Origin of the sequence: Pseudomonas brassicae, from assembly GCF_010671725.1 — a bacterium.
Taxonomy (GTDB): domain Bacteria; phylum Pseudomonadota; class Gammaproteobacteria; order Pseudomonadales; family Pseudomonadaceae; genus Aquipseudomonas; species Aquipseudomonas brassicae.
In genome coordinates this window covers 1-12,454 of record NZ_JAAHBU010000268.1, presented here as the reverse complement: position 1 = coordinate 12,454, position 12,454 = coordinate 1, and the positions used below count along the sequence as shown (strand labels likewise).

General features: G+C 60.3%; 13 protein-coding genes and 2 pseudogenes. 8 read left to right on the top strand and 7 right to left on the bottom strand.

Annotation, left to right across the window (positions count from 1 at the left end; all coding sequences use genetic code 11):
* The 6 genes from G3436_RS18080 to G3436_RS18055 form a co-directional block, all read right to left on the bottom strand.
* Positions 1-1,470: DNA cytosine methyltransferase (locus G3436_RS18080; protein WP_163947658.1), on the bottom strand; the 1,470-nt coding region annotated here is incomplete at its 3' end.
* Positions 1,463-1,969 (bottom strand): hypothetical protein, encoded by a 507-nt coding sequence (locus G3436_RS18075; protein ID WP_163947655.1) that lies wholly within the window; start codon positions 1,967-1,969, stop codon positions 1,463-1,465. The genes G3436_RS18075 and G3436_RS18080, both read right to left, overlap by 8 nt.
* Before the next feature lie 90 nt (positions 1,970-2,059).
* Complete coding sequence (locus tag G3436_RS18070) at positions 2,060-2,299, bottom strand: pyocin activator PrtN family protein (protein ID WP_163947652.1); 240 nt, start codon at positions 2,297-2,299, stop codon at positions 2,060-2,062.
* A complete protein-coding gene (locus G3436_RS18065) occupies positions 2,296-2,805 on the bottom strand; it encodes a hypothetical protein (protein ID WP_163947649.1) in 510 nt (169 codons plus the stop codon). The genes G3436_RS18070 and G3436_RS18065 overlap by 4 nt, the downstream gene beginning before the upstream one ends.
* The gene (locus G3436_RS18060; protein ID WP_163947646.1) at positions 2,802-2,972 is read right to left on the bottom strand and encodes a hypothetical protein; all 171 of its coding nucleotides are present in this window, start codon (positions 2,970-2,972) and stop codon (positions 2,802-2,804) included. The genes G3436_RS18065 and G3436_RS18060 overlap by 4 nt, the downstream gene beginning before the upstream one ends.
* A 116-nt stretch (positions 2,973-3,088) precedes the next feature.
* On the bottom strand, positions 3,089-3,679 hold the full coding sequence (locus G3436_RS18055) for a LexA family protein (RefSeq protein ID WP_163947644.1): 591 nt from the start codon (positions 3,677-3,679) through the stop codon (positions 3,089-3,091).
* A 601-nt stretch (positions 3,680-4,280) separates the two neighbouring features.
* Between G3436_RS18055 and G3436_RS18045 the strand changes: the two genes are divergently transcribed.
* The 5 genes and pseudogenes from G3436_RS18045 (at position 4,281) to G3436_RS18025 (ending at position 8,987) form a co-directional block, all read left to right on the top strand.
* Entirely contained in the window at positions 4,281-4,769 is a 489-nt protein-coding gene (locus G3436_RS18045; RefSeq protein ID WP_163947638.1) for a phage regulatory CII family protein, read from the top strand.
* Positions 4,762-4,965, top strand: a complete 204-nt coding sequence (locus G3436_RS18040) for a TraR/DksA C4-type zinc finger protein (protein ID WP_163947635.1) — start codon at positions 4,762-4,764, stop codon at positions 4,963-4,965. The genes G3436_RS18045 and G3436_RS18040 overlap by 8 nt, the downstream gene beginning before the upstream one ends.
* Positions 4,962-7,645 (top strand): annotated as a pseudogene (locus G3436_RS18035) (bifunctional DNA primase/polymerase). Before G3436_RS18040 ends, G3436_RS18035 begins: the two are co-directional and overlap by 4 nt.
* Before the next feature lie 328 nt (positions 7,646-7,973).
* The gene (locus tag G3436_RS18030; protein ID WP_243667208.1) at positions 7,974-8,432 is read left to right on the top strand and encodes a hypothetical protein; all 459 of its coding nucleotides are present in this window, start codon (positions 7,974-7,976) and stop codon (positions 8,430-8,432) included.
* A 204-nt stretch (positions 8,433-8,636) separates the two neighbouring features.
* Positions 8,637-8,987 carry a phage holin family protein gene (locus tag G3436_RS18025; RefSeq protein ID WP_163947661.1) on the top strand — a complete coding sequence of 117 codons (351 nt, stop codon included), beginning with the start codon at positions 8,637-8,639 and terminating at the stop codon, positions 8,985-8,987.
* On the opposite strand, the gene G3436_RS18020 is transcribed toward G3436_RS18025, so the two are convergent.
* Positions 8,988-9,233 (bottom strand): hypothetical protein, encoded by a 246-nt coding sequence (locus tag G3436_RS18020; protein ID WP_163947632.1) that lies wholly within the window; start codon positions 9,231-9,233, stop codon positions 8,988-8,990.
* A 143-nt stretch (positions 9,234-9,376) separates the two neighbouring features.
* Between G3436_RS18020 and G3436_RS18015 the strand changes: the two genes are divergently transcribed.
* The 3 genes and pseudogenes from G3436_RS18015 to G3436_RS18005 all read left to right on the top strand — a co-directional run.
* On the top strand, positions 9,377-9,721 hold the full coding sequence (locus tag G3436_RS18015; protein ID WP_163947630.1) for a hypothetical protein: 345 nt from the start codon (positions 9,377-9,379) through the stop codon (positions 9,719-9,721).
* A gap of 205 nt (positions 9,722-9,926) precedes the next feature.
* The gene (locus tag G3436_RS18010) at positions 9,927-10,520 is read left to right on the top strand and encodes a terminase small subunit (RefSeq protein WP_178116511.1); all 594 of its coding nucleotides are present in this window, start codon (positions 9,927-9,929) and stop codon (positions 10,518-10,520) included.
* Between the two features lie 4 nt (positions 10,521-10,524).
* Positions 10,525-12,454 (top strand): annotated as a pseudogene (locus G3436_RS18005) (phage terminase large subunit family protein); the annotation flags it as partial.

Here is a 12,454-nt window from a genome sequence, read left to right as displayed (position 1 = left end):
GAACTGCTCCTCTGGCTCAACCAGGCTTTGAATGGCTGCCAGCTCAAGTGTGGTGAACGGTCGGTGCCAGGTGCCGTCTAGGCTGGTGATGATGCAGGTCAGGCGGTCATTGGCGGCCGGCACCCGTGGGTCGGCTACGCTCCAGCGGCCGTTGTCCTGGCGAGCGCTCGCCGACACGGCCCCGGCTTGGCCATTCCAGTCGACGACACCGTAATGCCCGCCATGTAGGTACGCATCACCTTTGACTCGACGCATACCTGGTCGTGGGTCTTGCACCGCGAACGCACCCTGCCCGGTGGTGCTGCCGGCAATCACCGTGCCGGCAGCGTTGTCGTACGGCGTAACCAGGTACTTGCCGAACCCGCCGCCGGCGCGCCGAGGGTCGGCCACGCTGAACGTGCCTTGCCCGGGCGACTTCACACCAATCACCGCACCGCTGGTATCGCCCCAGCGCCGTACACCGTATTGCTGGTACTGCAGGGCGCCGGGCTTCGAGCGCGGGTCTGCGATCGAGAACGCGCCGTTGGTGGGGCTGGACCGGCCGGCGACTGTCCCGATCGATTTATCCCACTGGTTCACGCCCAGGTAACCTGAATAGGCTTCGGGCACGATGATCAGGTCGCGCAGGTACCCGTCCTCGATCTCCAGGTCATTGAGGCTACGCCAGTCCTTGCCGGCTTCGACCAGGGCAAGGCGCACCCAGGTCTTCCATTGCAGTGCTGGCACTCGATGCATCGGCCCGGCGGCTTCGACATCGCCGGCCAGTGGCATGCGCCCGAGAATGTCGCCCACGGCGCGCAGGCTTTTGTGCTCAGGCTCGTACAGGAAGGGCGGCACCTTCTCGACGTGGCGGGCGACCAGCAGGAAGCGCTTGCGGCTCTGTGCCAGCCCACCGATCACGCCGCAATCGTGGGTGGTCTCGGCCACGGCATAACCAAAGCTGGCAAGCAGGCTGTTGATCTGGTCGAGCAGGTGCCGACCGCGTGATGCCAGGCGCGGGACGTTCTCGAACACCAGCAGCGGTACCGGATCGTCGGCCCATGCCTCGCCGAACAGCCAGATGCAGCGCAGCGTCAGCTCGTTCAGTGCCTGGTACTTCGGAGTCAGGCTCATCTTCTCCGACAGCAGGCCGCTGGCCCCCTTGCACGGCGAGCTGATGAACACGGCATCGGGCCGCTGGCCACCTGCAGCCCGGCGGATGTCTTCCGGCGTGGCCTCGAGCCAGCCGGGTGGCGGCTCCTGTCCGTGGAAACGGGTGTACTGATCGCGGGTGAAGAGGTCCAGCAGCGTGCCCTTCACGCCGCTCAGTCGCTCGAAGTCGGCCAGCCCGGCCGGGTCCACATCGACGCCGCCGATGCATTGCCACTCGGCCTGCAGGTTGCCCACGATGGGCTTGGACTTGTTGAAGCCCTTGGCGCCGCCGCCCAGGCCGCAGCACAGGTGGAAGTGCTTCAGCACGTGCTTACGCATTAGTGGACTCCATAACGGTGGCAGCGGTGGCCGGTGCTTTCCTAAGCTCCGAATGGATACGGGTGGCCAAGCGTAGAAGTCCCTGGCACTCGTCGTAGGCCCGCTTGCACCATGGCTCTGTACCCTGCAGTTTTTGCCATGTGTTACGCGCAAGGCGCAGCGTCTCTGCAGCGTTTTTCAGGTACTCGTAATCGGCTTTGGTAACGGCCAGTCCCGTATAAGACATGATCCGGGCTTCAAGCTCTGCAATCACTTCCAACCGTTGCTCCGAGGTTCGGGCGTGGGTGCGCTGTTCGTCCAGCCGCTCTTTGGCGAGCGCGTCGACGTCGGCATTGAGTGCCGCGATCTGCTTGGTATGGTCAGCCTCGCGCTGGGCCAGCCCTGCGGCGAAGCCGCTTTCTTTCGCTCGCCGGCTGACCACGCTGGCCAGGAGCGGCAGCGCTATCAGCGTGAGTAGCCAAAGGGCGCCCAAGGTAATGGCGATGTGCTGTAGTTGCATGTGCTGTGCTCCAAAAAGTGTCCGCCGCCGGCATAGGCCAGGTGAGAGGTGCGGCAGGTGGTGTTGCCCCTGTTGGCCGGGGCCGCCGTGTCATGCTGCTGACTGGGCTTGTGCATCCAGATAGGCAGCGAGGTGATGCAGATAAACCACGTGCTCGGCGCGTACCGAGCGGTGCAGCTTGCTTAACTTGAGGCAGATACGGCCGGCGTTGATCAGGTTGCGCAGGTGTCGGTCGGTCTTGATGTGTGGGAAATAGTGCTCCCGCACAGCGGTCAGCGTCGGACATGGGGTGGTCCATTGGCGCCGCAGTTGGCTTAGCGTGTCGGTCATGCGCTTTCCCTGATCCCCTTTTGAATGCCAAGCAGCTTGATGCGAATCAGCTCGGCCAAGTGCTCTTTGCTACTGCCAATGGCTGCTGCGCAGACTTCGCCCTGTCCGTTCGTGACTACCGCGCCGAAGGGAAAGCTTGTCGAGGTGGTGGGGGTGACATACGCGATTTGGTCGTCGTTGATCACCTGGTCAACGCTGTCGAATGCCTCCATCAGGGCGATGGCAAGCTCGGATTGCCGGCCGGTCTCCGTGCGACCGTTGGCGATGTCTTGAATGAAGTCGCGCAAATGAAGGTAGTTGGCTGAGTCATCGCGTTGGAGCTTCAAAGACCCGGTGAGTGGACCGAATGTCGCTCTGGCTATGATCGATTCACCATCGAGTTCGATCGTGATGTCGGCGGTGAGCGTGACTTCTGGTCGATGTACCGGGCAGCTTGATGAGCCGCCGTTCTGGAGCAGATGACGGAGCAACATGACCTTTGCCAATGGCACCACGTATTCGCTCATGCGGCACCTCCGCTGGTGTGCATGGGAATGGCTCGGGCCGGGCCGGTAGGAGTCGTGATGACCTTCAAGCCCGTGCGCAGCTCAAAGGCATAGATTTTCTGAAGGCTGTGGCAGGTTGTGGGATGGATCAAGACCTGGCCTGATTTGGTGTGCTGTGTGTCGATCATGGTCGTACTCATTGTGAGAGGGGTACGACATAAAATTAGTGTTAGTGGTTTATTAAGTCAATAGCTCTACTGTTATTTAGTGTTTTGATGAACGCGAGGCACAAAAAAGCCCGCATTCAGCGGGCTTCATTTCTACCGGGGTCAGAGGTCGACAATTTTGCGTCTTGCACGCCCATAGACACGCCAGGAGGTATCAATTTTGATGACGCGATCAGGCCAGTCCGGGTTGTGGCGTACAGATAGTGCTCGCCACCTTCTTCAGTGATCTGCCTGAGAGTTGCAGCTTTCTCGTCTGGGCGCCTAGCGACAACGAAGTCTCCAGATTTCCACGGCATGTCGGGGTCAATCACAACCTTGTCACCGGGCCTGAAGTCGGGCTCCATGCTCTTGCCTTCGACTCGCAAGATAAATGCCCGCGGGCCTGCAGCACCACCTGCCTCGACCCATTCTTCTACTTCATTCCTTGAAGCTCCTTCGCCTGCCTCGCAGAAGGCTACAGCTTTCACATATCCAATCACAGGCAACAGCCTCCCCGCCGGTCCCATCTCCGTGGTGTTCTGATGTGAGTCCAGAGAACTGATCATCGAACCATTAGTGGCCATGCTCAACGTTTCTGCCAGTCGAGGACTGACACTTTCTGGTGCAAAACGTAAAACACGACTGAGACTGAGTAGTGCTGGGAGGTTCAGGGCGATTTTGCCCGTCATGTATTGGCTGACTGCACTTTGGCCTGCCCAGCCGCATGCCTCGCGACCTTCTCCTGATTGAGGGTTGGGTCTGCGGCTTTGCGGGCTTTGTAAGCCGCTTTGAGGCGAGCAGCTTCTTCGGCGATGTAGGGCGGTTTGGTCGTCATGACCGTGATGCTATAAGGGTTGCTCATATCGCTCAAACAGCTCAGGTGTTTTCTTCTTGCTTGATTTAATGAGCTGAACTAATATTTTGTTCTGTATCCGTTTGAGGAATCGAGAATGACAGTCCAATTCGGGATCCCTTTGTCTGAGTTTGCGAAGGGGAGGAGTCAGGTAGAGGTCGCCGAAATTCTCGGAGTGACTCAAGGCGCCATCTCTCAAATGATTTTGAGCGGCCGCGATGTTCGAGTCGTGCACGGCTCGGATGGAAGACCTGAGGGATTTGAAATCCGGCGTATTGGCAGCCGACGAAAAAAAGACAGCCGCGTAAGGCGCTGGCCTGGGGCCTCTCACCTCCCCAGACCAGCTCGACGACACACAGCACATGCACATCGGTCGTAGTCGTAGGATAGGGCGTGCCCGCTCCAATGGCTACACCGTAAACAGAGGTTTTACGGTTATGAGTCGCACTGACCTGTTGCCGGGCGCTGGCCCGGTTCTTTCATTGCGCCACGCGCTTTATCGCGCCGGGCGTGACTATTCAGGTGGCATCACCCGCCTGGCATTCGAAATGGTCGTCGAGAACGACACCCTCCAGAAGAAACTCAAGCACGATGAAGAGCGGCGCTGGCTATCGCCGGATGAACTTGAAGAAGTCATCAGGCTGACCGCTGATCCGCGATTGCTGGATGCGCTGGTCCGGCCGGCCGGTGCGGTCTGGTACCGCCCCACACCCGTGCCTGCCAGCCGTGAGGCACTGAAGGCTGTCGGCAAGCTGCTAGGTGAGGCGGGGGAGTTTGTCGCCAGCCTGCACAAGGGTGCCGCCGACAAGCAATGGGAGCTGCACGAAGTGCTGGACCTGGAAAAGCAGGGGGCCGACGTTATCCGCGAGGTGCTGGGTATCATGGCAGGTGCTCGTCAGGCGATGGAGGATCATATCGATGGCTGATATCGCTGACCGGGCCAATGAGCAGGCCGACTACCTGCTGCAGGTCGCCCTTGGACGTCGCGCCATTCCTTCACAGCAGCCAAGCGCTGAATTCTGCATGGATTGCGGCGTGGTCATTCCTTTGCTTCGACGACAAGCTGTATCTGGCTGCGAGACCTGTGTCTTTTGCCAGGACCGGCGGGAGCGACGCCGATGAGTGATCGCAACGGAATGCCAATCGCCGCATGGGCGCGGCGCTATATCGAGACGTTTGGGCTTGCCTTGGTGCCGATTGAGCCTGGAGAGAAGGGCCCGAAAGGGCTCGGGTGGAACAAGCCGGGCGGGTACTACACCAGCCCTGAGGCTGCCGAAGTCTTCTGGCAGCAGTACCCCGCCCACAACCTAGGGGTTGTTCTCGGCCCCAGCCGGGTGTGCTCCCTTGACGTCGATGACGTGCAGTGGACGCGGTTCGTTCTGCAGGAACAGCTCGGGCTGGACCTTGACGCGCTCGCAGTTGCCTACCCGACAGTGGTGGGCAACCCGGCGCGTTTTCGAGTGATGTTTCGGGTGCCTGACGGGGTCGAACTGACCCGTCATTCGTTGTCGTGGCCGAATGAGTCGGACCCTGACGGCTCGATCTTTCGCGGCTTCATGGCTGAGGCCAAGGCGGCGAAGCAGGCCGGTGACGTTGCGGCCGAGGCGACGGCTAAAGCTGCGGCTGAGCCTTACAAACCTTTCACGGTGCTTGAGCTGCGCGCCGGCCTGGTGCAGGACTTGCTGCCTCCATCGATCCACCCCGGTACCGGCAAGCCCTATGTCTGGCGTACCCCGCCGAGCCCTGACGGCTTGCCCGATCTGCCAGACGCGTTACTGACGATATGGCAAGGGTGGGACACCTTCAAGCGCGGGGCACTGTCGATTTGCCCCTGGGCGCCGAAGTCGACCAAGCCGGCGGCTACTGCGCCGAAGCGCGCACCAGTTGGTGGCCCACAACTGCCCAAGGTGATCGATGAGTTCAACCGGTGCCACGACCTTGAGGCGCTGATTGCCAACCATGGCTACACCAAGCACGGTGGCAAGTGGCTGTGTCCCCAGAGCAGCAGTGGGCTGCCGGGCGTGACGATTACTGAAGGGAAGTTGTACTCGCATCACAGTACCGACCCCTTGGCCAACGGGCACAAGAACGATGCATTCGACGTGTACTGCATTCTTGAGCACGGCGGCGACACCTCGGCCGCAACGAAGGCGGCTGCGCGGCTGCTCGGGCTCGACAAACCCAGCCGGGCGCCAGAGCCCCCGCCGCAGGGTGAGCTTCCCCCGACCCCCTCGGTACAGAATGCCCCAAGCGCGGCCAGCTCCTCGGCCTCCGGGGGAGTGGGGGAGGCTGCTGCAATGGCCCTGGATGAAGTACGTCGCCGATTCGCTCTGGTTGAGGGCACCACGCATGTCTGGGATATGGACAAAGCGCGGGTGATGAAAAAGTCAGGGTTCGAAGCGCTGATCGGCAAGGCATTGGCGAAGGAGTGGATGGAGCTTGCCGACAAGCGCCTTACATCCGCCGACCAGGTGCAAGAGATCGAGCAGCTGCGCCGCATGACCACCAAGAAGGGTGCGCCCTTGGGCTCGCCCCCATCGACAGGTACGTCTACATCGACGGCACCAAGGACGTATGGGACCGTGAAAAGAAGCGCCGTATTGCCGAAGGGGCCACCAAAATGGCCCTGGGCGATGCGTATGCACTGTGGTTGAACAGCCCCAACCGACGCGTGGTCGACGTCGACAACATCGTGTTCGACCCGACCATGACCAAAGACCCGAATACCTACATCAACACCTTCGAAGGGCTGCCGTTTGAGCCGGTGCGCGATGACGCGGCGTGCGAGAACCTGCGGTGGCTTATCTCGTTCCTGTGCAACTACGAAAAGGACGCCATGGAGTGGCTGGTTCGTTGGTTGGCCTACCCGTTGCAGCACCTTGGCGCCAAGATGGACACGGCGGTGTTGATGCACTCAATCATGGAGGGCTCCGGCAAGAGCCTGCTGTTCGCCGATGCAATGGGTGAGCTGTACGGTCAGTACGCGGCCACGGTGGGGCAGACCCAGTTGGAAGGCTCGTTCAACGCCTGGCAGAGCCGAAAGCTATGGGCAGTGTTCGAGGAGGTCGTCAGCCGTGATCAACGTTACAACCAGGTTGGCAAGATCAAGCACCTGGTGACGGGCAAGACGGTGCGTATGGAATCCAAGTTCATCAACGGCTGGGAGGAAGCCAACCACATGAATGCGGTCTTCCTCAGCAACGAGATTCTGCCCTGGCCGATCAGTGAGAGCGACCGCCGCATGTTGGTCATGTGGCCGATGGAGACGCTGCCCGTCGAGCGGCAGAAGGCGATAGGGGCCGAGTTGAAGAACGGTGGTGTGGCCGCGTTGTACGCCTGGTTGCTCACTGTCGACCTGGGCGACTTCAACGAGCGCACGCGCCCGCCGACCACGCCGGCACGGGAGCGTTTGGTGGCCTTGAGTCGGGCGGCATGGCAGACGTTCATGAGTCTATGGCGCTGCGGTGACCTCGGTACTGGGTTGTGGGGTTGCTGCATGTCTTCGGATCTGTATGCATTGTTCCTTGAGTGGTGCCAGCGCAACCGGGAGCACTCCATGAGCCAGACGAAGTTCTCCCTGTTCATCAGCTCGTCGGTGGAGAAGACGCGGCCTATACCCTGGACCGATGGAAGTACGCGGCGTTTCGCGGCGTTCTTCTTCCCCGACGATCCCGATGCTTCCCTGCCCCCATCGTTGACAGCGGCCGAGCTGGGCAAGACGGTCACCGACTGGCGGGCCAAGGCGAAGCTTGCGGGCTGGAACGTCGATGGTTGGGACCACATCAAGGTGCTGGCGGCATGAGTACATTTATAGGTGTGGTGGGTGTGTTGGGTTGGTGTCGGGTTGGTGTTGAGTGGTCAACACACTTTTGGCCCTTGAATTACGCGTGTTGCCGGGGTCTGTGTGGGGTGTGTTGGGTTCGTCGTCGCGCACGCGCATGCGCGTCTTTTCTTGGGGCCGCCAATCAAGGGGAACTTAAATCCTATGCGAGCACTGAAAAACCCAACAAACCCAACACACTAAACACAACTTCTTTTAGTGCCCTGTATTCATTGGCTTTTCCCTGTGTTGGGTTTGTGTTGGGTAGTGTGTTTTTGTGTTGGGTACGGTTTTCGGGGGAGGTTTCGCCATGCTGAAGGACGTTGATAGCCTGTTGCAGCATTGGGGCGAGCAACGCAACCGGCTCGGCCTCGGGGCCGGCTTGGGCAGCCAGATGGGCAGCATCATGGAATGGAAAGGCACCGCGCCGCGTGGCACTCCTGGTACGCGGATCCTGGTGGGTGGCGCGGGGCTGGATCACATTGCGGCAGAGGTCGATGCGGCATTGGCTGAGCTGGATCGGCGTGACGCACGAGGCAAGGTGCTCGCCCGGCTTGCACTGTTCCGATACCTGCATGCGGTAAGTATTCGTGAGCAGATGCAGGAAGTCGGCCTGCTTGAGGGCGCTGAGCGCACCTACTGGAACTGGGTCAAGTCGCTGCATTTGCAAGTCATGCGTATCTTGATGGTGCGCGCAGGCCCGGAACGCATGCATACCGTTCGTCGAGTTGGAATGCGTCGAACTGGCGTCAAAGTTGCGTCGAAGTAGCGTCGAAGCGAATGACCGAAAATTGCCTCTTTTCGGTCTTTCAGTCCAAGGGTAAAAAGTCACCACGATCTGCAAATTGCGCTTCGGCGCTCCCCCAAGCACTGTGCTGTGCAAGCCCGCACCGAGCAATCGGCGCACCGAGAGCCCTGCCATCCGGCGGGGTTTTCTTTTTCCGGCGCCGTGCATTCGACCTATGAGGCCAGCATGACTAATGAGCAACACGCGTTAATCGAAATGCCAATCTGGATGGTGATCGTACTGTCCCTGGTCGGCGGTGTGTCGGGAGAGATGTGGCGGGCCGACAAGGCCGGTGTGCGGGGATGGGGACTGGTACGGCGGATTGCACTGAGGTCGGGCGCCTGCATCGTCTGCGGCCTTTCGACCATGATGCTCTTGTACTCGATGGGGGTGTCGATCTGGGCGGCTGGAGCATTCGGTTGCTTGACCGCAATGGCCGGTGCTGACGTAGCCATCGGGTTGTACGAACGCTGGGCAGCCAAGCGGCTGGGCGTCTGCGAGATGCCGCCGCCCACGCAGCCTGGTGCAGAAGGTTAGCTAGTCAATTTCTTTGAGGGTGGCGATGAACGTGGCCGCGAAGTATCCGCGCAGCATGATCGCTTCCAACACGACGCTCGCGTCGATTCCGGTGGGCAATCTATCGCAATCTAAGTCGACGTTATTGTCGAATTTATATCTTTCCAAGGAGACAGGATCCATGTCTGGCAGCTTTTGGATATTCCGGCCTCGCTCAACGATCAGAAGTTTGTCGTGCGCCTGATCGCGGTAGATATCCAGTTCCATTTCTCAGTCCTTTTGATGTGGGCATCGGGGCCGATGCCTCCCAACCGGACTTGTTATCACGGCTGATCCGTTTTTTACAGCACGACAGTGCGCGCAACCCGTAGCCCGCCATCTTGGTGGGCTTTTGTCATAGAGGTGAATCAATGAGCCAAACCACCTACACCGTGTTTCTACCTGATCGACCATTACCTATTCGCATCGAGGCGGACAGCTTTGTTTCCTTAGGGTGTGAGCTGGTGCTTCACAAAGGCCAAGAGATGGTGGCACGTACATCGGATCGCGGCTTTGTTGTTCGCACGGACCTTGCCCTTGAGTCCTGCTCGCAGGCCGAGTCGCTGCACGTGAATGCGGCAGGTGTGCGTGTGGAACACATTGCTCCGGCTACCATGTCCGAACTGAAGGGTGGCGCGGCTCCAGTTTGGTGGTTCCTTGCTGGTGCGGTCGTCGTCGGCATCGCCACAGTGGTTGGCCTGGTCGCGAAGCTCTGAGGTTGCACTGAGTTGTCTGGTTGCGCTGGCCGGCAGACCAGACCCGCCGGGGACCCTGGCGGTTTTCGCTCAGTACGGGGCAGGAAACCCGCGGGATCTTGTTAGCGGGAAGGTTGCCAGCTTACTGAAATTCAACCTGTTGAAATTGAAAGGTTGTTCGTTGAAATACCGTTGAAATGGAGGGCTCGTGGCGGATCCAAACTTCATGTCAAAGAGCTCCTTCGCGGCTCGCATAGGGAGATCACCCAGTTACATCACCTGGTTGAAAGACAACGGCCGGCTGGTGCTTTCTCCCGATGGCAAATTGGTGGACGTGTTGGCCACCGAGGCGAAGATTCAAGAGACTGCTGACCCGAGCAAAGCAGCCGTCGCGGCCCGGCATGAAGAAAAGCGCATTGAACGGGACGTCCGAGCCCACCTCCAGCCCGGCGCCGACACACCTGCGGTGCAGCAGCCGGATCTCGCGGCGAGCGGAAATCCCAACTTCCAGAAGGCGAAAGCGCATCGAGAGTTCTACCTCGCGGGTCTGGCCGAGACCGAGTTCTACAAAGTTCGGGGCAATCTGGTCGAACGGGCCGCGGTCGAAGACGCCGCGTTCGCTGCTGGGAGGATGCTTCGCGAGCAGTTTTTCGGTCTGGCTCCACAGCTAGCCGGCGAAGTGGTTGGGATGAGCGACCTGTGGGAGGTTGAGAGGCATCTCACGGACACTTTTCGTCGGGTGTTCACCGAAGCCGCCAACATGAACAGCACCGACCTCGAACAGGCCATTGGCCAGAAACAATCCACTAAACAGGGCTGAGCCTATGTCCACCGGATACGCAGACGGTGCAGAGGTGTACCGCGAAGCGTTTTGCCGCGGGCTGACACCGGACCCTGATCTATGGGTCGACGAGTGGGCAGATGAGTACATGCGAATCCCGCGTGCACCGGTGCCGCAGAGCCTGGCAAGTACCGCACTGCGCGTACGCCTTATGCCCGAGAACCTATGCGCTGCCTGTCACCCGCTCACCCGTGCAAGCGGGTGGTGACCAAAATCGCCTCGCAGCTGATGAAAACCCAGGTCGCACTGAACTGGATCGGTGCGCTGATCCATATGGCGCCGGCCAACATCTTGACGCTGCTGCCCACCGGGGGCTTGGCGAAGCGGGTGTCTTCACGGATTGGCAAGACCATCGATTCAGTACCTGAACTGAAAGCGCGTGTGGCGGCGGTCCGTTCCAGAGATGCCCGTAACACCTTGGACACCAAGGAATTCGATGGCGGTGCATTGTTTGCCACTACAGCCGGTTCGGCAGCCAACCTATCCGAGCTGTCTGCCCGGTATGTGTATGGCGATGAGGTTGATCGCTGGGAGGTGGACGTTAACCAGGAAGGTGATCCGATCAAGCTGGCTGAAGCGCGGGGTAGTACGTTCGGCCGCAACGCCAAGTTCTACTTTTCCAGCTCTCCGCTCATCAAGGGTATGTCGCGAATCGATGACCTCTACATGATGGGGGATCAGCGGCACTACTACGTGCCTTGCCCAACCTGTGGGCACATGCAGGTGCTGACGTGGGATCGGCTGTTGTACTCGGCCGATTTCAGCACCGCGCACTACCAGTGCTCTGGGCCTGACTGTGATGTGCTTATCGAGGAGCACCACAAGGCCGAGATGCTGGCTCAAGGCGAATGGCGCGCTCATGCGCAGGGTGATGGCGAGACGGTGAGTTTTCACCTCAATGCGCTCTATGCCCCGCTGGGGTGGCAGTCATGGGCCACCCTTGCCAGGGAATACGAAGAGGCTAAGCGCGCTCAGAACCGTGGCAACCTGTACCCCATGCAGGTGTTCTACAACACGCGCCTGGCCGAGGTATGGGACAGTGCGATCGAGCAGACCAAGGCCGAAGTGCTGCAAGCCCGCGCGCTGCAAGAAGACTACGTGCTCGGCACCCTGCCGGTCGGGGCGCTTACGCTGACGGCTTCCGTCGACGTCCAAGCCAACCGCTTGGAACTGATGGTCATGGCCTGGGGCGCCGGCATGGAGCGTTGGGTGGTCGATCACCAGGTCATCCCTGGCGACCCGGCCGATGAACGTACTTGGACGTTGTTGGATGACCGCTTGAAGGTTCGCTACCGGCACCCTTGTGGCGTCAGCTTGGCGATCATGGCCACCGGCATCGACTCCGGCGGTCACCATACCCACGAGGTCTACCAATTCACCCGTGTGCGTCGGTGGCGCAACGTGTTCGCGCTCAAGGGGGCGAGCAAGCCGGGTAAGGCTATCATCGCTCAGCGCCCATCTCAGGTTGACGTTACCTGGAAGGGCCAGACCGAACGCAATGGTGCCGAGCTGTGGATCGTCGGTACCGACACGGCCAAAGATTGGATCTACAACCGCTACAACTTCGAGAAGGGACCTGGTGCGCTGCATTTCGCCAAGGACCTGCCCGACGAGTTCTTTCAGCAATGCGTCGCCGAACGCAAGGTCGTCCGCTACGTGAAGGGGCACGAACGGTTCGAATGGGTCAAGAGCAAGGCCGAGCGCAACGAGGCGCTGGACCTCATGGTGTACAACCTGGCCATGGCCTACTTCCTCGGCCTGCACCGGTACGGCGAACACGACTGGGACAGGCTGCGGCAGGCGCTTGCGCAGGCCAGCCTGTTCGACCAAGGCGAGCAGCAACCAGCCCGGCCCCAGGCCAGCGAGCCGGATGCCGACGACCAAGACGAAGAAACGACGCCTTCCGCACCTGC